General features: G+C 60.8%; 16 protein-coding genes and 1 tRNA gene. 8 read left to right on the top strand and 9 right to left on the bottom strand.

The genetic code is table 11. The features are described from left to right. Positions 1-26: 26 nt before the first annotated feature. From KF691_08330 to KF691_08345, 4 genes are all read right to left on the bottom strand, one after another. On the bottom strand, positions 27-1,379 hold the full coding sequence (locus KF691_08330; GenBank protein MBX3389447.1) for an NAD(P)/FAD-dependent oxidoreductase: 1,353 nt from the start codon (positions 1,377-1,379) through the stop codon (positions 27-29). A gap of 45 nt (positions 1,380-1,424) precedes the next feature. Then, on the bottom strand, positions 1,425-2,426 hold the full coding sequence (locus tag KF691_08335) for a hypothetical protein (GenBank protein MBX3389448.1): 1,002 nt from the start codon (positions 2,424-2,426) through the stop codon (positions 1,425-1,427). A gap of 124 nt (positions 2,427-2,550) precedes the next feature. Further along, complete coding sequence (locus tag KF691_08340) at positions 2,551-4,170, bottom strand: DHA2 family efflux MFS transporter permease subunit (GenBank protein MBX3389449.1); 1,620 nt, start codon at positions 4,168-4,170, stop codon at positions 2,551-2,553. Then, positions 4,167-5,666 carry an HlyD family secretion protein gene (locus tag KF691_08345; protein ID MBX3389450.1) on the bottom strand — a complete coding sequence of 500 codons (1,500 nt, stop codon included), beginning with the start codon at positions 5,664-5,666 and terminating at the stop codon, positions 4,167-4,169. Before KF691_08345 ends, KF691_08340 begins: the two co-directional genes overlap by 4 nt. 105 nt (positions 5,667-5,771) lie before the next feature. Between KF691_08345 and KF691_08350 the strand changes: the two genes are divergently transcribed. From KF691_08350 to KF691_08365, 4 genes are read left to right on the top strand one after another with little or no spacing between them, the layout of a single operon-like run. Continuing rightward, positions 5,772-8,192 (top strand): ATP-binding protein, encoded by a 2,421-nt coding sequence (locus KF691_08350; protein MBX3389451.1) that lies wholly within the window; start codon positions 5,772-5,774, stop codon positions 8,190-8,192. Between the two features lie 24 nt (positions 8,193-8,216). Continuing rightward, positions 8,217-9,614 carry an MBL fold metallo-hydrolase gene (locus KF691_08355; GenBank protein ID MBX3389452.1) on the top strand — a complete coding sequence of 466 codons (1,398 nt, stop codon included), beginning with the start codon at positions 8,217-8,219 and terminating at the stop codon, positions 9,612-9,614. A gap of 12 nt (positions 9,615-9,626) precedes the next feature. Further along, positions 9,627-10,850, top strand: a complete 1,224-nt coding sequence (locus tag KF691_08360) for an acyltransferase (GenBank protein MBX3389453.1) — start codon at positions 9,627-9,629, stop codon at positions 10,848-10,850. Beyond that, positions 10,784-12,592, top strand: a complete 1,809-nt coding sequence (locus KF691_08365; GenBank protein MBX3389454.1) for a protein kinase — start codon at positions 10,784-10,786, stop codon at positions 12,590-12,592. The genes KF691_08360 and KF691_08365 overlap by 67 nt, the downstream gene beginning before the upstream one ends. On the opposite strand, the gene KF691_08370 is transcribed toward KF691_08365, so the two are convergent. Then, positions 12,589-13,200: a sigma-70 family RNA polymerase sigma factor gene (locus KF691_08370; protein ID MBX3389455.1), complete on the bottom strand. Its 612-nt coding sequence runs from the start codon at positions 13,198-13,200 to the stop codon at positions 12,589-12,591. The two genes, KF691_08365 and KF691_08370, sit on opposite strands and share 4 nt — an antisense overlap. Before the next feature lie 40 nt (positions 13,201-13,240). On the opposite strand from KF691_08370, the gene KF691_08375 reads away from it, so the two are divergent. Next, complete coding sequence (locus KF691_08375; protein MBX3389456.1) at positions 13,241-13,765, top strand: hypothetical protein; 525 nt, start codon at positions 13,241-13,243, stop codon at positions 13,763-13,765. Positions 13,766-13,865: 100 nt separating this feature from the next. Further along, a complete protein-coding gene (locus tag KF691_08380) occupies positions 13,866-14,696 on the top strand; it encodes a hypothetical protein (GenBank protein ID MBX3389457.1) in 831 nt (276 codons plus the stop codon). Positions 14,697-14,814: 118 nt separating this feature from the next. On the opposite strand, the gene KF691_08385 is transcribed toward KF691_08380, so the two are convergent. Then, a complete protein-coding gene (locus KF691_08385) occupies positions 14,815-16,161 on the bottom strand; it encodes a hypothetical protein (GenBank protein MBX3389458.1) in 1,347 nt (448 codons plus the stop codon). A gap of 85 nt (positions 16,162-16,246) precedes the next feature. Between KF691_08385 and KF691_08390 the strand changes: the two genes are divergently transcribed. Together KF691_08390 and nth are read left to right on the top strand one after the other, a co-directional pair. Then, positions 16,247-16,323: transfer RNA gene (locus KF691_08390), tRNA-Arg, on the top strand. Between the two features lie 348 nt (positions 16,324-16,671). Then, positions 16,672-17,427 (top strand): endonuclease III, encoded by a 756-nt coding sequence (gene nth / locus KF691_08395; GenBank protein ID MBX3389459.1) that lies wholly within the window; start codon positions 16,672-16,674, stop codon positions 17,425-17,427. On the opposite strand, the gene KF691_08400 is transcribed toward nth, so the two are convergent. From KF691_08400 to KF691_08410, 3 genes are all read right to left on the bottom strand, one after another. Further along, on the bottom strand, positions 17,375-17,920 hold the full coding sequence (locus KF691_08400; protein ID MBX3389460.1) for a TIGR00730 family Rossman fold protein: 546 nt from the start codon (positions 17,918-17,920) through the stop codon (positions 17,375-17,377). The genes nth and KF691_08400 overlap by 53 nt on opposite strands. A gap of 35 nt (positions 17,921-17,955) precedes the next feature. Next, positions 17,956-19,020 carry a glycosyltransferase family 9 protein gene (locus tag KF691_08405; GenBank protein MBX3389461.1) on the bottom strand — a complete coding sequence of 355 codons (1,065 nt, stop codon included), beginning with the start codon at positions 19,018-19,020 and terminating at the stop codon, positions 17,956-17,958. Positions 19,021-19,106: 86 nt separating this feature from the next. Further along, on the bottom strand, positions 19,107-22,703 hold the full coding sequence (locus tag KF691_08410; protein MBX3389462.1) for a PD40 domain-containing protein: 3,597 nt from the start codon (positions 22,701-22,703) through the stop codon (positions 19,107-19,109). Positions 22,704-22,712: the final 9 nt, after the last annotated feature.

Genomic DNA, 22,712 nt, shown 5'->3' on the forward strand with positions numbered 1-22,712 from the left:
AATACTGACTCTGAAAAATGGCACTGTCAGCTTGATCCGGAACGCTCGTGCGGCGATGCAAACTTGCTGCCGATCACAACTTCCCCTGCGCGAACTTCATCAACGCGAATATCGGTATCGCCCGTGATCAGCCGCGCCGACTTCGAGAAGAAGAACCACCCCCAAGCCCAGTTGAACATCACGATCAATCGGTTTCGGAAGCTGATCAGGAAAGTGATGTGGACGAGCGACCAGACGAGCCAGGCGAAGAATCCGCTGAATTTGAAGCCTGCGACCTCGGCTACGGCTTTGGCTTTCCCAATCGTGGCGAGTGAGCCTTTGTCCCAATAGACGAACGGCTCGCGCGGCGGGGGCGGGTGCCCGGCTTCGATCTCGCGTTTGATGAGGTTTCCGACGTATCTGCCCATCTGGATGGCCGCGGGCGCGACGCCGGGCACAGGTTTGCCATCTGATTCGACCGACGCCATGTCGCCGACGATGAAGACGTTGCGATGGCCCGGCACCGAGAGATCAGGACCCACTTTCACCTGACCGTTTTTCTCGACAGGAACACCGAGGGTTTCGCCGATCGGATTCGCGCGCACGCCGGCGGCCCAAAGAACCGACCGCGCTGGGAAGAACTCCTCGCCGACGTAAATTCCATCGCGGGTGATATTTGTCACGCGTGCGTTGAGATGAACCTCAACACCCATTCTCTCCAGTGTCCGCTTGGCGCGCTCGCTCGATTCGCGGGAGAAGGTCGGTAGCAGCCGGTCGCTTCCGTCGAACAGAATGACACGGGTCGTGGTCGTGTCGATGAAGCGGAAATCTTTCGGGATCGTCTTGGCGGCGATTTCGATGATCGCGCCCGCTAGTTCAACACCGGTCGGTCCGCCCCCGACGATCGCAAAGGTCAGTGCCGCTCTTCGCGCTTCTTCGCTCCCTTCGTATTCGGCGCTCTCGAATGCGAGCAGAATCCGCCGGCGGATTTCGGTCGCGTCTTCGACCGTTTTCAGTCCCGGGGCGATCTCTTCCCATTCATCATGCCCGAAATACGAGTGTGTCGCGCCCGCGGCGAGAACGAGCCAGTCATATTCGAGCGTCGGGCCGCCGTCGAATCGCACGTGCCTCTTCTCGAGATCGATCGCGGTCGGCTCGGCAAGTACAACGTGCGCGTTCTTCTGTTTGCGTAGAACGTGGCGGATCGGTGTGGCGATATCGGCGGGAGACAAGCCGGCGGTCGCGACCTGATAAAGAAGCGGTTGAAAGAGGTGGAAGTTGCGGCGATCGATGACGGAAACATCCGCGGCGACGCCTTTCAAGGCCTGTGCGGCGTTCAGTCCGGCGAAGCCGCCACCGATGATCACGATCCGCGGCAGTGTCGCTCGCATTTGCTCCATGGCTCTGGACTCTTCACCTGAACCGCGTCATTTTCGGGACAACGCTCACCCGCGAACGATATCTTTGGCGATGGTGAGCGCGGATTCGGGGCGGCCCAGGAGCAAGGCGTGATCTTTCAACGACTTTAAGCGGGCGCGATCTCCCAAGAGCTTTTCGAGCTTGTACGGCATGGCTCCGATGCTGTTGATTTTGATGCCGGCGCCGTTTTCGAGGAGGAAGTCGCTGTTGCGGGTTTCCTGGCCCGGAATCGGATTCACGATGACCATCGGCACGCCCCGCGCGAGCGATTCGGATGTCGTTAAGCCGCCGGGCTTTGTCACGACCGCATCGGCGATCGCCAGAAGCTCGTCCATTTCGCGCGTAAAGCCGAGCACCTTGACCGAGTGGTACGTCGGCACTGACACTTTGTCGAGCTTGGTTTTGAGCTGCGTGTTTTTGCCGGCGACGGCGATGACCTCAAGTCCGGTATCGACTTGCAAAATGGCATCGAGCAGCTTTTCAACAGGTCCGACACCGAACCCGCCGGCGAGCAGGAGCGCGATCGGGCGAACACCCTTCAGCCCGTGCTTTCGCAACAGCTCGGCTCTGGGCTTTGGCGCCGCGAACACTGGGTCGATGGGGATTCCGGTGACGAGGATGTCGGCCGATGGGATGCCGCGGGCCAAGAGGGTGTGGCGTGTTTCCTCAATCGCCACGTAGTAGCGGTCGCAGGGTTGGTTGTCCCAGAACGCGTGCGCATCGAAGTCGGTGACGACTGTGACGTGTCGCTGCTTTGTTTGATTCTTTCTTCGCTTGCGGGCGATGAGGCTTGCGGGCAGGAAATGCGTGCTGATGACGGCATCCCATGGTTCCTCGTCCAGCAACTTGTCGAAGCCGCGCATGTTGAGGCGATCGACGAGCAGCTGGAGCTTGTCTGCTTTTCCGCCACGGGGCCGCGCGCGGTCGGTCTTGTCGTAAAAATAACCGAGCAGGTGGGGGGCCCGGGTTACGAGATCGAGGTATGCCTTCGCGTAGACGCGGCGATACAGCACGTTGGTCAACTTCAAACGTCGACGTTTTTGACGAGAGCGTCCGGTGCGATTCTCTTGAGGCCGAGTTCAACCGCTTCCGCGGCTCGAAGGTGTCCCGCGCCCACGGATGCACTGAGAATCAGATAGTTCTTCGCCACATTCACTCCGCGGAGACGTGCGAGCCCTTTTCCGTCGGGGCCTTCTTCATAAGCAGCACCAGGAACAACAGGGAAGACGCGAGCACGGCGGCAACCCAGAAGATATCGAAATACGCCATGGCGGTCGCTTGCCGATCCCGCATGTTCGCCATGAGCTGATAGGCCATGAAGCGCGACGCGACCGGATCACCCGTTTGCGTCATGAAGATTCTCTGCCCAAGTTCGAGAATGTTCGCGACCGCTGGGTTCAGCGGGTCAAGGAATTCGTTCAGGCGAAGTGTATGGAATTGCTCGCGGCGTTCGAGCACGGTCTGCGCGACCGATGTGCCGACGCTCCCGCCTTCGTTGCGAAGGAGCGCGAGCAGGCCGACGGCGGCGCCGCGGATCGCGATCGGAATCGTGGCGAACGCGGCGACGTTCAGCGGGGCGAACAGAAACCCGAGTCCGATGATCATCACCACGCGGGGCCACACGACCTGCCAAGGGCTGATCGAGAGATTCATGAGCACCATCCAGTAGTTTCCGGCGGCAATCAGGAACACGCCGATCGTCATCAGGATGCGAGCATCAGTTCCCCGATTCAGCATTCGCCCGATGAACAGCATCGTGACGATCGCAAACAATCCGGCCGGTGACAGAACGAGGCCTGACATAGTGGCGTTGTAGCCGAAGAGCGTTTGCAACATCGCTGGAAGCGAAGTGGTCCCCGCGTAGAGAACCCCGTACGAGCACGCCAGGATGATGCAGCACGAGCGGAAGTTGGCGTCTTTGAGGGTGCGGAAGTTGACGAGCGGGTTCGCGACTCGAAGTTCGCGAATGACCAGCCCGATCAAACCGAGGAAGAACGCGGCGGTCAAAGTCTGCACGCGCCAGAACGGGTCGCCGAACCAGTTCCATTCCTGCCCCTTGCTGAGCACGACTTCCCACGAAATCATCGTGATCGCAAGCAGCACCAACCCCGGGAAATCGAACGGCAACGGGTTCGCCCTCGCACGATCGGTTTGTGCGCGGAGATAAGGGGGGTCGGTGACAACTGCGCGGCAATAGAAAAACGCCAGCAGGCCAACAGGCACATTGACGTAGAAAATCCAGCGCCAGCCGAAGTTGTCGGTCAGATAGCCGCCGAAGGTCGGTCCGATCACGGGGCCCAGGAGCGCCGCCATCCCGAACATCGTCATCGCGCCGCCTCGCTGCTCTTTGGGAAACGCATCGAGCAGGATCGCCTGGCTGCAGGGCTGGAGCCCGCCGCCGGCCAAGCCCTGCACCACGCGGGCGGCGATGAGCAGCTCCAAGCTGGGCGCCATGCCGCAGAGAGCTGAGGCAACCGTGAAGATGGCGATGGAGAGAAGGAAGTAGTTGCGTCGGCCCAATCGGGTGCTGATATACCCCGACATCGGGAGGATGATCGCGTTCGCGGCCAGATAGCTTGTGATGACCCACTCGCTGTCCACCGCCGGAGCCGAAAGGCCGCCGGCGATATAGCGGAGCGCGACGTTCGCAATCGTCGTGTCGAGGATCTCCATGAATGTCGGGATGACGACGGCGAGGCCGACGACCCACGGCCGGACTGCCGCGGAGTCAGCGGTTCGGAACGCGGACGCGGTACTCGCCCGGTCCGTCACTTTGCCGACTCCACGCCGGCGCCGCGGCCTTCGGGCAGGGGAGTCTGAATCGACGGTTGGAGGACGCGCCCGGCATCTGGTCCCGTCGCGGGCTGATCGATGAAGACCGTTGGGGTCACCGAAAGACCTACGAAGAGCGGGAATTCTTCGGGGTCATAGTCGATCAATTCGATCCGCACGGGTAGCCGCTGCACGACTTTGACGAAGTTGCCCGTGGCGTTCTCGGCGGGCAGAAGTGCGAGTGTTGAACCCGTTCCCATGGTAAAGCCGGTAATACGGCCCTTGAACCGGTGCGTGTCGCCATACATATCGACGTCGAGAGTCGCTGTCTGCCCGATGCGCAGATAGGAAAGCTGGGTTTCTTTGAAGTTGGCGTCCACCCAGATCTCGGTGAGCGAGCGCACCGCCATGAGCGACTGGCCGACGACGACATTGTTTCCGGGGTTGACGTTGCGACGGGTGACGACGCCGTCGATCTCAGCGATGACATCGCAGTAGCTCAGGTTGAGCTTTGCCTGTTCGAGTTGGCGCTGCGCTTCAAGAACCCTTGCCTCGGCCTGCTTAACGCTCGGCGCCTGCATCAGCAACTCGTTGTAAATCGTGTCGATATTGCCGTCGGGTGCGCGCTTCTTGAAGTCGGCCAGCATTTCACGAGGCGAATGCTCGAACGAAGAAACGATCCCCATCTGGGCGGCAACCTGGATGAGCTGGGCCTGCGCTTCACGGACTGCGGAAAAGGTCTGGTCAAGATTTGCGGGAACATCGGTGAGCGGCCGGCCCTGTTCGGGCTGCACGGAAAGACCGAGCGAGGCCCGGATCTCGTGCACATTCTGCAAAGCCTCCGCGACCTTTGCTTGCGCGACCTGCACCGCCTGCTTTCGGTGATCGATTTCCTCCTGCGAGAGTCCGCCGGAGTCTCCCGTTTTGAGCGCTCGCTCGTAATCACTTTGCGCAAGAGTCATCTGCGCCTTCTGGGCATCGAGTGTGGCGGCCTTTGCTTTCAGGAGTTCGATCCGATCGTTCACGGATTCGATCGATCGTTCCAAAGCGAAACGCAGGCTGCGCATTTGTCCTTCGATGCCTCGGGCGGCGGCAATCGCGGCGACCAGATTGGCCTTTGCTGTGCCCAGCGCCGCCCCCGAGATGTCCACCTGCAATTGATAAGGTGTCTTGTCCAGTTCGACGAGAAGATCGCCTTTCTTGACGCGGTTGTTGTCTTCGACCAGCACTCTGCTCACCTGGCCCGGCACGCGCGGGGCGACAAACGTCACGTGTCCGTTCACATAGGCGTCATCCGTCGAAACGGTGTGCAGCATCCGCCGAACCCACGGAGTCAAAAGAATCGCCGCGGCAATTGCCGTGACTATCAACGCGAGCCTGAATATCAGATGCGGTCCCGTCTTTCGCGTGGGTGCATTGACGGGGCGATCACCGTCGACCTGCGGACCGGAAGACGTAGCGACTGAAGTCGGTTCGCGGGCGGACTCGTCTGCCATATCCAGACAGTACCAGCAATCGGAAGACGCCGACAACGCCGTTAAACCATGATTCATATTGATCTTTGCGCATCGGATACATTGTGGTCGGAAGGATGTGCCGCGATGCCGAATCCGGATTTTGAGAAGCTGGGTGTCTTCTATCTCGGAAAGGAGTTTGACCTTTCCGCTCGCCGGCGCTCGGAGAGCCTGATCCTTTACGATTCGAAAGACCTCTGCACGCACGCCGTTTGCGTGGGAATGACCGGATCGGGAAAGACCGGGCTGTGCCTGGCGCTGCTGGAAGAAGCGGCGATAGACGGCATCCCATCCGTGATCATCGATCCCAAGGGCGATCTCTCGAATCTTCTGCTCACGTTTCCGAGCCTGAAGGCCGACGATTTCCGTCCGTGGATCAACGCAGAAGATGCAAAGAAAAAGGGTGTCTCGCCGGACGAGTACGCGGCGCAGCAGGCCGCCCTGTGGGCCAAGGGCTTGGAAGAGTGGGGGCAGGATGGCGCGCGGATCCAGCGTTTGAAAGACGCTGCCGAGTTCGCGATTTACACGCCCGGGAGCAGCGCGGGCCTTCAAGTCTCCATTCTCAAGTCGTTTGGTGCGCCAACGCCGGAAGTGATCGAGGACGCAGAGGTCTTTCGTGAACGCGTAAACACGGTGGTCACAAGTCTCCTTGGGCTCCTTGGGATCGAAGCCGATCCGCTCAAAGGCCGTGAGCACATCCTGCTTTCGGCACTGATCACGCGCTCATGGAGCGAAGGGCAAGATCTTGAGCTTTCGAGCCTGATCGCGCAGGTGCAGAATCCCCCGATCCAGCGGGTAGGGGTCATGAACATCGAGAGCTTCTATCCTGCCAAGGAGCGATTTGCGCTCGCGATGCAGATCAATTCCTTGCTCGCGTCGCCGGGTTTCTCACGCTGGATGGAGGGCGAGGCGCTCGAAATCGGCGCGATGATTCATTCTCCCACGGCAAAGCCCCGGTGCGTGATCTTCTCGATCGCCCATCTCCCGGATGCGGAGCGGATGTTCTTTGTCTCGCTCCTGCTCAATCAGGTACTTGGGTGGATGCGAACGCAATCGGGAACCTCGAGTCTTCGCGCGATTCTGTACATGGATGAGATCGCCGGATATTTCCCGCCGACAGCGAACCCGCCGAGCAAACGGCCCTTGCTCACTCTCATGAAGCAGGGGAGAGCATTCGGAGTCGGGGTCGTGCTCGCGACCCAGAACCCGGTTGATCTTGACTACAAGGGGCTCGCCAACGCGGGAACATGGTTCATCGGCCGACTCCAGACCGATCGCGACAAGCAGCGCGTGCTCGACGGGCTTGAGGGAGCATCCACTCAGGCCGGTTCCGGCTTTGATCGCGCGGCAATGGATCGATTGCTCTCGCAACTGGGTTCGCGTGTGTTTCTCATGAACAACGTGCACGACGACGGGCCCGTGGTCTTCGAGACGCGTTGGTGCCTTTCATACTTGCGCGGGCCCCTCACTCGGACGCAAATCAAACTGCTCTCCGATCCCGCGCGGATCGGTGATGCCGCGGTCGCGGAAACGGAGAGCGTGCCCACCAAACAGACTGCCGCAGCTTCTTCGGCGGCTCGGCCCGTGCTTCCCCCCGAAGTGCCGCAGTATTTTTTGGCTACGCGGGCGAGCGGTCCGGTCACGTACGTACCCATGCTGCTCGGGTTGTCGAGAATCTACTACAGCGATTCCAAAGTCGGAGTTGACACGGAGGTCAGCGCTTCGATGCTCGTTTCGTTCGAGGGCGGCCCGATCGCGATCGACTGGGATCGCGCCCAGGTTGCGGAGTTGTCGGAAGCAGACCTCGAACGCGAGCCCGCAACTCCCTCGTCATTTGCGGTACCTCCTGCGGATGTCGCGAAGCCGAAAAACTTTGATGCGTGGAAGAAGTCGCTTGTTGATGCGCTGTTCCGTGCGGAATCGATCGACATCCTTATTTGTGATGATCTCGAAGAGGTGTCCAAGCCCGGGGAGTCGGAACGCGATTTTCGTTTGCGGCTCGACCAGGCCGCGCGCGAAGCCCGCGACGGCGCGATCGACAAGATTCGCGCCAAGTACGCACCAAAGGCTGCGACGCTGGAAGAACGCCGAAGACGGGCGGAAGCGAAAGTTCAGGTTCAGAAGGAGCAGGCGTCGGGAGCAAAGTGGAACACCGCGATTTCGGTTGGCTCGGCGATTCTCGGTGCTCTGCTCGGTCGAAAGACGATGAGCGCAGGGAACGTCAGCAAGGCCGGGACCGCCGCCCGGAGCGCGTCGCGCACGATGAAAGAATCCGCGGATGTCGGCCGGGCCGAGGAGGATGTCGCGGCGATCGATCAGCAGATCAGAGAACTCGAAGAAAAGGTGCAGGGCGAGATCGATGCTGCATCTGCAAGGGTGGACGCCGCCACGATTTCGCTGGAACGCATCACGCTCAAACCAAAGAAGACCAATATCACTGTGAAAGCCGTGGTTCTTGCGTGGGCGCCGCATACGTCGCATGGGGGCCGGTTGACACCCGCCTGGTGACAAGGCTTTTTTCAGGAAGAGTGCATGATCCGTATTCAAGTTCTCGGTGCCGCGGGCGGTGTAACAGGTTCGTGCTACCTCGTTGAAACCTTGAAATCGCGCGTGCTCGTTGATTTCGGGCAGTTCCAGGGCCCGGACGCGCGGGGCGGCGCGAACTTTGTGATGCCTCCCGCGCTCGATGAGCTCGATGCCGTCGTTCTCACGCACGCGCACCTGGATCACTCCGGCCGCCTTCCGATACTTTGCAAGAACGGGTACAAAGGCGAGATCTTTTCGACGCCGGCATCTAGCGACCTAACGGATGCGGTGCTTGCGGATGCCGCGGGGATTCAGGAACAGGACGCGCTCGCGGAGAACAGGCGTCGGGAACGGGCGGGGCTGGAACCCATACCGCCGCTGTTCACGCGTGCCGACGCGGAGTGCATCAAGGCTCGGACCAGAGATTGTCCATACTACGAACCTGTGCAGGTCGCCGAGGGCATTTCGGTGCTCTTTCGCGAAGCCGGCCACATTCTCGGCGCGACCTCGATCGAGATGACGGTGTCGGATGGAAACGATACCCGAGTCATCGCCTTTTCCGGTGACATCGGCCCCCGTCATGTTCCGATCCTGCGCGATCCCGACCCTCCATCGAAGGCCGATCTTGTTTTTCTCGAATCGACCTACGGCGACCGGGAGCATCCGCCGCTGCAGCCATCTCTCGATGAGTTCATCCGGGTCATCCGCGAGACAATCTTCAACAAGCAGCGTGTGCTCATACCGGCGTTCGCCATCGGACGCACGCAGTTGCTGCTCTATTACCTCGGTCAGGCAGTACGGGACGGAAAACTGCCGGCGGACATCCCGATCTTCCTCGACAGCCCCGCGGCGATGCGAGCGACACAGGTCTACCGCAAGCACAGGGAGCTCTACGACAACGATGCGGCGAAGCTCGCGCGAACAGGAAACTTCGAGCAGGATTTGAAGCGTTTCCGCATCATCGAATCCGCGACCGAGTCGCGTGCGCTGAACGAATCGTGGGATCCCTGCGTCATCATCGCCGGCTCGGGGATGTGCGAGGGCGGCAGGATCGTGCACCACATCCGGCACAACATCTGGCGCCGCGGCACGGCGCTCATCCTCGTCGGCTATATGGGTGAGGGCACCATGGGACGCCGCCTCGCCCAGGGAGCCAAACAGGTCTACATCTTCAACGACCCGATCGTCGTTCGGGCGACTGTGCACAAGATCGATGGTTTCTCGGCGCACGCGGGTCGAACGGAACTCATCGAATGGATGTCGAAGCTGGCGGCGGGAAAGCCACGGGTGGCTTTGACGCACGGCGACGACGGTCCACGCGCTTCTCTCGCACAGGGCCTACTCGAACGCTACGGATTGAAGGCGGAACTGCCGATGAGAGGAGACATCTTTTCGCTGGCGTAATCGCTGTTCCGAATGCCTTCCGCGATCCCCAATTTCCGCAAGCATCTGCCGCTGCTCGACGGCGTCCGCGGGGCCGCGATCCTGCTCGTCATGATCTTCCACATGTCGCTGCTCTCAAGCGAGCGCGGCATCGACGGCGTCGCTCGCACGCTGTTTTCCTCGGGTTGGTGCGGCGTGGATCTTTTTTTCGTGCTTTCGGGCTTTCTGATCACCGGCATTCTGTACGACACACGCGAGGATGCGAAATATTTCAAAACGTTCTACATTCGCCGGGCGCTACGCATCTTTCCGCTCTACTACGCCGTGGTGTTCTTCTCGCTCATCGTGTTGCCCGCCGCGGCGGCGCATCTGCCGCATGCTGCTCAGGCGAAGCTCGACCGGTTCGGGCGAATCGAGGGCGACGAATGGATGTACTGGGCGTACTTGTCAAACTTCGCGATCGCCAAAGCGGGGCAGTTTCGGCACGGGATTCTGGATATCTCGTGGTCGCTCGCGATCGAGGAGCAGTTCTACCTGGTGTGGCCGACGGTTGTGTTTTTCTTTTCCCGAACCGTACTGATCCGAATCTGCATGGGGGCGATCGTGTTTTCCCTTGCGTTTCGATGCTGGCTTCTTTACACAGGGGTGAATCCGATCGCGCTGCATGTGCTCACGCCTAGCCGGCTTGATGCGTTGGCGGTGGGGGCCTTTATTGCACTCGTGGTGCGGCAGGCAGGAGGGCTCGAACGACTTGCGGCGGCAGCGCGCGTTGTCATCCCGGTCGTGGGTCTGTTGCTGATCGGCGACGGAGTCTTCCGCTACTGGACGCACTCGGGACGAATAGGAGAAGAAGGGCTCTTCAGCGCGAATCTGCCGGAGATTCAGGCAGCCGGTTTGACCGTTCTCGCTGTGTTCTTCGGTGCGATTCTGGTGCGCGCGGTCGCGGCATCGCAGCGTGAGATCGCCGATCCCGGTGCACGGCGGTCGCGACTCGTGAGAGTCTTCGAGTCCAGAGTGCTCCGTTCCTTCGGAAAATACTCGTACGCGATGTATTTGTTTCACTTGCCGCTGCGTGCGCTCGTTCGCGACTTGATCCTCAAGCAGAAGCAACTGCCGATGATCGCGGACTCGCAATTGCCCGCGCAATTGGCGTTCACTGTCGCCTGCATCGGAATCACGTACGCCGCGGCGTGGCTTTCATGGAACCTGTACGAAAAGCATTGGCTGGGACTCAAACGCTTTTTCGAATACCGCTAATTGCAAAAACGAACCGTGGACGCCGACCCACGAGAGCCGGCGTCCACGGAATTCTCGTATGTGCCCTTTCCCCTCGGGCACACACGACCATTTCCTCTCGACTCGGTGCGAGGCTGGCGCCTCGTGCCGAACCCCACTGCCGAGTTACCTTTTTTTCCTCCACCCCGTCCTGCTTCTACCTGACCACCGGCACAGCTCCAAACTCTCTTCCCTCTCTGTGCCCACTCCCCTCCCGAGTCAAAGCGGAAACGCGAGTCCGCGCCTGCGAACTTTTTGCAAAAAGGATGCAATCCAAACAAAATACGAATTTAGACTCTCTCGGACGCGAATCGAACAGGATCTTGCAGTCAAGGCGTTCCGGCCCATGCCCCCATGCGGGGCGGAGTTTCTTTGTGCTCATGGCTGCAGCCGAATCCGGTCGATTTCGCTGTTTCAGGAAAGCGGGTAATGCGTTTCTGATGCAGTCAAGTGACTTCGCCATTCCCAGGGCCACTTTGGACTCCGAGCGTTTCAAGCTCGTACGCGAGATTTTTCTTGATGCGCAGCGCTTCCGCGGTGCCGCGCGGCAGGCATTTTTGTCTCAGCGGTGCGGTGGGGATCCAGCGCTCCAGAGGCAAGTGACGGACCTGCTGAAGTACGACGATTCTGAGGCTTCGGTACTCGACAAACCGGTGATCCGGGCGATCGAGGAAACTTCAGAGATTCCGCGGATGCGAGTTCCGCGTGAGCCGGTCGGCCGATTTAAGCTGCTCCAAGTGCTCGGCGAGGGAGCGAGCGGCGTCACGAGCCTCGCGCATAATCCCGAGGCGCGCAATCGGCGTGCTGTCGTCAAGGTTGTTCATTCGGCATTCTCATTCTCAACCGCCGAAGCCCGGGAGGTTGTTTCTCGTATTCAGGTGGATCAGCGGTCGCTGGCGCTCCTTCGCCAGTATCCTTCGCCGCGCCTTCTCGACGCCGCACAATTGACAGGCGGCGGAATGTTCGTCGCCACGGATTTCGTTCCCGGCGAGCCCATTTTAAACTACTGCGATCGGGTCAGAGCTTCGATTCGCGCGAGGCTCCTTTTGTTTTTGGATGCCTGCGAAGCGGTGCAAGCGGCTCATCAATGCGGGGTCATTCACGGTGGCCTGGCGCCGGGAAACGCGTTGGTTCGCATGGCCGGCGATGTTCCGACAGTCACCCTCCTTGATTTTGGCATCGCCCGTGCGCTTCACGACCTGCTCGGGCACCGCCGAACTTGGCTCGAAATGCGATTGAATCGCGGCGCCGTCGAGTACCTGGCGCCTGAGCAGGTCGCCGACCAGCCGCGTCTGACCGAGCCTGGTTCGGATGTCTACGCCTTGGGGGCACTGCTCTACGAGATCCTCGTCGGCGTCGCGCCGTTCGACCGATTTGCTCTGCGGCGTGCCGGGATCGGCGATTTCTCGCGCATCATTCAGGAGCAGAAAGTTCTCGATCCTGTCGCACGGCTCTCTGAACTCTCGGATCGCTCGGACGAAATCGCCGCCCGTCGCTCGACAAGCTCCGGCGAGCTCTTCTCCGAACTCAACAAAGAGCTGGGCGCGATTCCGATGAAGGCCTTGCATAAAGCACCCACGAACCGGTACTCCGCGGTGTCTGCCATGGCCGAGGACATTCGGGGCTACCTTGATGGCAAACCGGTCGGCGCCGCGCACGGACTTGGCGGGAGGTTTCGGCGCATGCTCGATCGATTCCGCGGGCTTGACGGCAAATCCCGCTAATCCTGATCGTGTTCGCCGAGCGCTTCTCCCAATTCATGCCGCAGCCACGCACGCGCGAACCGCCAATCTTCGTGCACGGTGCGGGGCGAAATGCCGAGCACGCGCGCGATCTGGTCGATCGTCAGACCGCCGAAGAACCGCAGTTCCACAATGCGGGCCGATCGCTCGTTGAGCTGGCGAAGTTTCTCGATCGCGCCATCGATTTCGAGCAATTCCGCCACCGTGGACGGCCCGTGTTCGTCGGGTGCCGCGGCGTCGAAGTCGCCCAGTCGCCCAACTTCGCCGCCGCCGCGTTTGATCGCGTTTCGGCGCCGCGCGTGGTCTACGAGCACCCGGCGAATCACCGCTGCAGCGGCGGCAAGAAACTGTTCCCGATCGTTGACTTTGATCGCTTTTTCCCAACCCGCGAGCCGGACAAAGGCTTCGTGCACGACCTCCGTCGCCTGCATGGAGTGATCCCGTCGCTCCCGGTTCATGTATCGCGCCGCGATCTCGCGCAATTGGTTGTACAGTTCGGGCATGACCTCGGCGACGTGCGCCTCGAGCGCTGATTTTGGGGTGTCGGTGGCGCTGCTCGGCGGCGGCTCGGTTGACTCGGGCTGATTCATGACGACCACCACATGCGGATAACGCTAGGAGGACTCCCGGATGATGGCTGAATCAAACTCACGGGCTACTTCCTCTCCGCCGGACCTCGGCCGCAAGCGGGGGCTGCTCTCATCCAAGTCGCTCTGGCTGGCGATCCTGATCACACTGGCGGGCGCTGCATGGTGGGCGTATTCCGCCACCGGAGCAACGCGTACTCCGGCTGCTCCGGTGCCGGTTTCCGGATTCGCTGCTTCGCCGACAAACGCACCTCCCGAACCGCGCGTCCAAGCTCCCGCGGCGTTTCGCTACGGCGCGAGTTTCGTCGGCGCCTTTCTGATCGCTTTCGTCCTTAAGAAAATCATTCGGAGCGTTCTTCTCATCGCGGCGATCCTGGTCGGCGCCGTCCTCGCGCTGAAGTATTTCGGGCTCATGGACTTTGACTGGTCGAACGCTCAGCGACATGTCGAAGATGGCGCCGCGCTCGCGCGAGAAGAGAGCGAGAAGTATCGAACTCTTTTGTTGAGTTATCTTCCTTCTGGTCTCGCATCCGGCGCCGGAGCGCTTTTCGGCGCTAAGAGAGGCTAATTCCGGACAATTCCTGCAATCCGCCTCACACATTCCGACATGCTCCCGTGGGGGCGGACGACAGGAGTCGCCCGCAAGCACATTGAGTGGGAGCGCAACTATGCGGAAACGAACGGTTTTCGGAGCGGTATCGGCCGGAGTGGTTTGCGGCGTGGCGGTCGCAAACCACCACATCATGCAGATACAACTGGTGATCGGCGGTGTCGGCGGCGATACGACGGCGCAGGCGATTCAACTCCGCCAGCGCTTTGCAGGTCAGAACCTGGTCTCGTTTGCGCGGCTCAAGGCATACGACGCCAACGGTCTGAACCCTGTCGTCTTGATCGACTTCACGTCGAACGTACCGAATGCCGCGGGCGGCGACACCGTTTTGGTTTGCACGAATTCCTTCAAATCGAAGACGAGCCCGATGACCGTGCCGGATTTCATCATGACGAATCCGATTCCGGTTTCCTATCTCAACGCCGGACGCATCACGTTCGAATTTGACGGCGGCACAATCTGGTGGTCGCTTGCATATGGCGGCGCGTCCTACTTGGGCTCGAATTCAGTTGACCTGACGAACGACTCGGACGGCAATGCGGGGCCTCCGTTCGGGCAACCGTTGCCGACCGCTGGCACGATGGCCTTGCAATACAACGGCCCGGCTTCGGGCGCGAGCACAACGAATGCCGCCAACTACATCTTGTCGCCGGGAGCCGCCGTTGTGACCAACAACGCTCGCGTGAGTTTCACGGTGAAACTGCCCTGCCCCGGAGATCTCAATAACGATGGATTTGTTGACGACGCCGACTTTGTGATCTTTGCCGCCGCATACGACGAATTGATCTGTGGGCCGGTTTGCCCCGCGGACCTCAACGGCGACACGTTTGTGGACGACTCGGATTTCGTGCTCTTTGCCTCTGCGTATAACGAACTGCTTTGTCCGTAGTCCAACCTCTCATTGCCCACCCCATGTGTTGCGTCGGTCGCGAGCACTTCGCGGCCGGCGCCCATTTTTCACTTCGATTGCTGTCTGAGTCACCGCGCAGCGGAGCGTTCTTCTGAACTCACGGCGCGGAATGAGCCATGTTGTGCTTTCGATGTCCATCGCGCACGCGTTTCACAACGATGGCCGATGCGACCACCAGCACGATGAGCACCCCCCAGAGAATAAAAGTGCTGACGGAATTCTCGCGGATGATCCCGCTCGAGCTTGCGCCGATCGCGAGCACACCCAAGAGCGGACCGCCGGTGTATCCGACACCGATCAGGGCCTCGTGCATGCCGCCGGCCTCGACCTCCGCGGCGCCGACCTCCATCGCGTAATAAATTGCTCCGGCATAGATGATGGCCATTCCTACGCCGAAGAGCGCGAGGCCGGCCAGCAGGATTTCGAGCGCGCGATAATCCATGCCCTGCGATGGATCGTTCTTCGCGATGCTCCATGCGAAGATCGCGAGCGCGAAACCGCCTGAAAAGAACGCGCCACCGACGATCGGCGCGGACCAGCGCCCGTGCCAACCGTGCCAACGCTCGAGCGCGAGAAACCCGAGACAGCGCGGCAAGAGCCAGGCCGAAATCACAACCATCTGCCATTCGGCCGGTACCCCGATAGCTTGACACGCCAGTGGCAGGATGGGGCCGAGCGCGCTGCTCACGACGTACGAGGTCGGCAGAAAGACCCGGAAGGTAGTGAGCAGATCGGCGTAGATCGGCGGGGTCTGCGAGTGCGATTCATGCAGGTGGACGCCGGGTTCGCGAGGAAACCAGCGAAGAGCCGAGATCGACAACACCTGGAATAGTCCCAGGCCGACGAGTGCCGCACCCGGCGCGTCCTTGACGAATCGAGAAATCGCCCACGCGCCGATCACCAGTGCCGCGCTCCACAGCACATTCCAGAGCCCGATCGCGGCGCGCAGTTCGTGGCCTCTCCGGCCGCCGGAAAGGAACGACTCAACCATGGGCCACAGAATCCCCGTAATCGGGCTGTAGAAAACGACCATGATCCACACAGACCATTCACCGCCGGCGGAACGGTCGGGCTTTCCCAAGCCGCAAACAAGCGCCGGAAGCGTTGTGAGGGATCCCAACGCAATCATGACTCCAACGAGAATTCCGCGGCTGCTCAAACCGGGGATGGCGTTGCGGAGGAATCGCGTGAACGGCTGAGCCCCGAGCGCACCGATGATGTACATCACTCCGAGGACCGCGCCAAGCAGGAAGTTCTGCAGCGCGGAAAAGCCGAAGCCTTCGGCGGTGAGCACGAAGATTCCGCTTGTGACCAGTCCTGCGGAAAGGCTGTTAATGAACGTGAAGCCGTAAACCGCCAATCGCGGGGTGGGACGTGAAAAAAATGACGGCTCTGGCCCCGGAGCGATGGTCCTCGGGGCGTCGGCATGGGTCGCGGTGGACATGAGTGGGGGAGCGGTTTGCTTCCGGGAAGGGGCGATCGTAGCATCGGGCCGCCGTGTGTTCGAAAGCGGCAAGTTTTCGAGTCACGTGCCCGTAGCTCAACTGGATAGAGCGCTGCCCTCCGAAGGCAGAGGTTACAGGTTCAACTCCTGTCGGGCATGCCATTGGCAACGCAACTTCCTGCTTCGAGCCAAAAACACAACCACCGAGCCAAACACCACTTGGCTCGGTGGCTGATGAGAATCAAACCTCCGCGCCCGCACCCAAATGTTGGGTTCGGACGACCGGAACGCCGAGGCGACGGCGCACGCGTACACGCGTGCGTGTACGCCGCGCGGGCGGAAATAGAAAACAAGCGGTTGCTTGTCTCCCTCCATCAATCCGGCGGCGGAAGCCAGCAAACCATTCTCATCGAACGCGCGGCGGCGGTCAACGAAAACCGGGCTCGAATGGACAAACTGGGTGTTATCCGGACGTTCGCTACCGTTTCGATAGCAGGATAAGTTCAATCCGTGAAAAAGCAGCGATCCGAGAACCGAAGGGTGAGCGAAAAAGCGAGACAGCGGGGACTCCGGCTCGCCGATGTGCTGCGAGAGCGATATCCCGCCGCGCACTGCGCGCTCGAATACCGCAACGCCTTCGAGTTGCTGATCGCAACGATTCTCTCCGCTCAGACGACTGATGTTGCGGTGAACAAAGTTACGCTCGGGCTGTTTCGTCAGTTTCCGGATGCTCGCGCGATGGCGCAGGCCTCACCCTCGGAGCTCGAGCCATATCTACGTTCGATCGGACTCTTCAGAAACAAGGCGAAGAGCCTTGTTGGTGCCGCTCGGATGCTTGTCGAAGAATTCGACGGTGAAGTGCCGAGGACGATGGAAGAATTGATCCGCCTTCCAGGAGTCGCGCGGAAAACCGCGAATGTTGTGCTCGGAAACTGCTTCGGTGTCAACGAAGGGTTCGTAGTGGATACGCACATCCAGCGGCTCGCCGTGCGGTACGGCCTGGCGAACGAGACCGACAATGTTCAGGTGATCGAACGCAAGCTGATGGCCCTGTTTCCTCGCGAACGCTGGTGTGAGCTATCGCATCAGTTCATCTGGCACGGCCGGGCGGTCTGCAAGGCACGCGCCGGCTTGTGCGCCGACGATGAGATATGCAGCGAATTCGGCGTCTGCTGCGAACTCCGCACGAAACCGGGTGCAAGCGGGAACAAAGCTACTTCGGCGCGGCAAGCCGCGAGATCAGCGAAATCGGGTCCGGATCGATGATGATGAACTCGCGGTGCGGCAGGCGGAGAAACCCGGCTTCGGCGGCGCGATCGAGAAAGTGCATAAGCGGATCAAAGAAGCCGCCGACATCGAGCATCCCAACTGGCTTGGTGTGAATCCGGAGCTGCGCCCAAGCGAGGATTTCGAAGAACTCATCGAGCGTGCCGAAGCCACCGGGAAGCGCCACAAACGCATCGGCGATGTTGGCCATCGCCATCTTGCGTTCGTGCATGGTCGCCACGATGCGCATGTCGGAAACCGAGCGGTGCGCCAGTTCTTTGTCAACCAGTTGACGGGTGATTACTCCGGTGATGCGCCCTTGGTGTTCAAGGGCTCCATCAGCGACCGCTCCCATCAACCCCACGCTGCCTCCGCCGTAGACGAGCGCTCGGTCCGATCGCGCAATGGCGACCCCAAGGCTTCTTGCCGCGGCCACAAACGCGGGGTCATGGCCGCACGCGGCGCCGCAGAAGACTGCAATGGAACGGGGCATATCGGACAGGTTCCTTCGACGGGTGTGGTTGGAGTCTATCGGGGGCGCGCGGAGGCGAGGTGGGCAGCGACCGGGTCGATTCGGCGCGGGGACGGGATTCTCTCAATCACTTCTTCAACAGAAATTCGGTGCATGAGCTGGTTGCTCGAAATCCCCTTGTGCCGGACCGCCCGAGGAGGTACGTGACTAACGACGTCGGCGTCGCGCTGATAGGGACCATCCGCTTTCGGATCGGTCGCACCGTAGAGCCCGATCAGCGGCCGTCCGAAACCGACCGCCATGTGGATCGCTGCGGAGTCATTGGCGATCACAAGCGATGACGCTTCGGTGAGCGCCATCAGATCAGCGATCGAAGTCGTTCCAATGCGATCAAGAATCCGGGGTTCCTTCGCCGCGAGATCGGTCAGCGGTGTGCACTGCTCGCGCTCTCCGGGAGCACCCACAAGTACAACACGTGAGTATCCCCTTCGAAGCAACTCCCGCGCCACCGAAGCAAAACGCTCGGCCGGCCATCGCTTCGAGAGCCAACGGCTCGTTGGAGCGACAACAGCAAAGAGGCCGTCTCGCAATTCCGGATCGGCAAGCACCCTCTCACGCGAAGCGGGCGCTGTATACAGACGCATGTCGATCACCGGCGGTACTCCGTCGCGTCGAAGTACCTCGAGCATCCGATCGACCGTGTGGAGGGACCAGGACGCTTCGTACCGATGCGTCAATCCGAGCCATCCGAACTCGCGAGCGTTCTTGAGCCCGACCCGCCGCGGCGCGCGTGTCAACCACGCGAAGAATCCGGACCTGGCCAAGCCTTGCAGGTCATATACGACGTCGTAGCGATTGTGTCGAAGCAAGGCCGCGAACCTGAGCAACGGCGTCGCTGTTCCGCGCCACAGCCCTTCGCTGAGCTTCTTTCGATGAAAGTCAACGACGTTTGAGAGGGCCGGATGATGGCGCACCGCATCCGCGTTGGCGTCCTGTACAAGCCAATCGATCTGCGCGTGCGGAAACGCCGCGCGAAGGGAGACGAGCGCCGGAACCGTGCGGCACACATCGCCCAGCGCGCTGGGTCGAACGATCAGGATGCGTGACGGCGGCTGCGGCACGGAGCACGAGCGTAGCGATCGCGAAGGTCAGGCGACACGCGGCGAGCGCGGCGGTTGCCCGGCTTCAGCCCGCTGCGCCGAACTCGTCACTCTGGTTCCTTCGCGCGATCAAGCAGTTCCTTGACCGCGGCTTCCAGCTGCGCATCCCGTCCGGCGGCCTCGTCGGCGGGGGTTTGCGGCACGCTGATGTCGGGTTGCGCGCCGTGATTCTCCATGTCAGTGTGGCTGCCGCTGATGTACCACCCGCGGCCCGGTGTGCGTACAGCCGTCCCGTCAATGAGCGTCGCGGCGCCGGTTGAGATCACGCCGCCGTATGTGGGAGTACCCACGAGTTTTCCGCGGTTGATCGTCTTGATCGCGTGAGCAAAAATCTCGGCGTTTGAGAACGAGTTCTCATTGATGAGAACCGAGATGTCGCGGGAGTAGCCGTAAATCAAGCGGCGATCGCGCGGGTACGCGTCCTTCTTCACTTCTTCGCCATGTGCGCCGCGCGAGATCGCATAGGCGTGGCGCGGCGCGGTCAGAGACGCCAACAGGATGTCGGCGGTGCTTCCTCCCCCGTTGTCTCGCACGTCGATGATCAGGCCGACTTTGCCGTCCGCCGCCGCGAACAGATCTCGCTCGTAATCGTCGACAGACGCCTGGCCCATCGCCCGGATGTGCAGGTAACCCAGCTTGCCGTCGGACAGTTTATCGACGAGTTGTGCACGGCGCAGCGCTTCATCTTCGTAGCGCAGATCGACATCGGCGCCCGACGACAGAGGTGTGATCAGCACGGCACGAGACTTGACTTCGTTGGTCGCAGGATCGGGCACATCCGATTTACGAGTGAACGAGAGCAGAGTTTCCTTGCCCGCCTTTCCGACAAGCGCGACAGCGAGGTCTGTGCTCGGCATCGATGTTGCATTCGCGGCGAGTTGTTGGGCATCAATAGCGGTGATCACGTCGCCCACTGCGAGACGCATCGAGCGCAGTTTCTCGTCCGCGGCTTGCGAATTGTCGGCGGGAGAGCGGGGCAGAATGCGGACGACTTCAAAACCGCCCGGTACCGGCTTGGTATCAAGGCCGAGGTAACCAACCGACAGCTGAGCCGGCGCGCTCCCCGGAGGATTGAAGACCCCGACGTGGGACCCCTCGAGCTCGCCAAAGAGCATCATGGTTACGCGTGCGAATTCCCCCACGGTGCGGGTGGATTGTGCGAGCGTCACATAACGGTCGGCCATTCCCGTCCAATTCAGGCCCTTCAGCGTCGGGTGATAAAAGAAATTGCCGAGAATGCGAGCGGCCTCCATGAATTTTTGCCGCTGCTGCGCGGCAACATCGACGACAAACGGAGCGTCGATCGGAAGCGCTTCGACCTTGCCGCCGGTCGGTGGCGCAGAAGACACGGTGCCCTGTCGGATAAAGAACACCTTGTCTCCCGTCAGCGAGACGGAAATGTTTGATACGCCGCCAGACTGAATGGTCTTGCGATCCTCACCCTTGTATGAGATCGAAACCAGCGAAGGATCGGTATCTCCCGGTGCGGAAAAAATGATGCGGTCGCCCGCGGGAGTGATCGCGAGCTGCGGGGAAGAGAGCGGGATTCCATTGGTCACGCGGCGGATGCGCAGATACGCGTCTTCGGTGTCGAAGCGCAAGGGCTTGGGTGTGTCCGATTTCTTGTCTTCCTTCTTCTCCGCTTCCGGCTTTGCCTCGCCACCGGTCGCCGCCGACTTGTCCCATTCAACTGGATCGATCGGCTTGCGCTTTTTGGCGGCTTCGGCGGCTTTGGTGAAGTACTCCTCGAGTTCGTAGGGGCGTAGCGCGTCGAGAGACTTATCGAGGGCCAGCGCATAAACCTGAAACTGATTGTTTTGCTCGGAGCGCTCGCTCTGGAAATAGAGAATCTTGCCATCGGCTGTCAGGCGTGGTGACACGTCGGAGTCTGGGTGACGTGTGAGGTTGATTGGTGCGGGGGTCTTCCCGTCGTCACCCGGCTTTGTATCGAGCAGCCAAATGTCCGCATTGAAATCAAGATCTTCCAGTTCGTAAACGATGTGACGCGAATCGGGCGCCCAGAGAATGTCCGGCGGGTTCCATCCGCTCCACAACACCCGGCAATCGCGGGACGCGAGGTCCATCAACACAGCGTCGCCCAGCCCGCGCGTAAAGATCAGCTTCTTTCCGTCGGGTGACGGAGTCGGGTCGCGGTATTCGGGTCCGAAGACTCCGTCGTTTTTGCCCGGAGCCAGATTCGCCGGCAGAAGCGGATGAATATCGAAGGTGACCGCCTCGGCCCATCTCTTTGCGAATTCGTTCTTTGGCTTGTCGTCTTTCTTGGATTCCTTGCCGGTGTCTTTGTTTTCTCCATCAGCAGGCTTTGCGTCTTGTGCCTTCTCTTCTTTCTTTTCTTCCTTCTTCTCCTCGCCCTTGGTCTCGGGTTTCTTTTCTTCGGGCGGCAAGAGGTCCGACTTCGCCAGCGCCACCGTTGCGTAATACAACTGATACGTGCCGGTGTCGTCGGACGCAAAGAAGAGGACGCGATTGTCCGGCGACCAACTGAGTCCGCGCGCACGCCCGGAGCCCAGCGTGACCCGCCTCGTTGGGAAGTGCTCTTCTGTCGCGCGAACGAATATCTGCCCGCGTGCGATCACGGCGAGCGTTTTGCCATCCGGGCTGACCGCCTGTTCCGAGACTTCTTTTCCGAGATTCAGCCGCTGGGTATCCAAGTCGGCGAAATCGCCCGAGAACGCGATCGACACCGCTTGGGGCTTGGCGCCGGGCGTCTTCAGGTCCAGCGTGTACAGCGTGTCCCATACCACGAACGACGCGGTATCACCCGCAGCGTTCACCGTGAGATCGCGCGCACCGTGTCCGATGGTGAGTTCATTCCCGGTCGGCTGAAAATTGGTAAGGTCGATGGCCTGTCCGTCGGTCTGTCCGGCCGCAATGCGTCGCACGTTGAATTCGCCCGACTTTGAAGACAGATAGACAACGGACCCGTCAGGAAGGGGCCAGCCATCGGCGTCCGAGCGCGGGTCAGATGTGAGACGCTCGAAATCCCCGGTTGAAACATTCATCTTCCACAGATCCGGCGCGCCCGAGCCGTTGTACTTGGGACGAGTGAAATCGGCGCGCCCGCGCGTGAACACGATGAACGAGCCATCCGGAGATACGTGCGGGAAAGTTCCGAAGGCGTCGCTGAGCCGCTCGATCGGGCCGCCTTCAACCGGCGCTTTATACAGCCTGTTTGAGCGGTAGATGCTCGGTTCATTTGTCGCAGAGAATGTGACAAACTTTCCGTCAGGAGTGAATCCGGTGAGATTCTGCGCCCGGTCGGTCGTCGTGACGCGACGGACCGGGCCAAGAGCGACGCCGGTCGGTGTCCGCTCAATCGACGCGATGTAGATCGAACGCGGACCATCTCGCTCGGACTCGAAGGCCAGCCATTTTCCATCCGGCGAAAAAGCCGATTCGCGCTCCTCCGACGGGTGCGATGTCAGCCGGGTCCCCGTTCCTCCGGATCGAGAAACCGCCCATAGGTCACCACCCGAGGAAAAAACCAGAAGTTTCCCATCCGGGCTCACACTCGGGTATTGGATCAGGCCGGTTCGAGCGGCGGGGGACTGAGCGAGCACTGATCCCGCAAGGCCGGTGGCGAGAATGAGAGCCGCGATCGAACGTGAGCGCTTGGTCTTCATAAATTGGTC

The organism is Phycisphaeraceae bacterium (assembly GCA_019636555.1).
Classification (GTDB): Bacteria; Planctomycetota; Phycisphaerae; order Phycisphaerales; family UBA1924; genus JAFEBO01.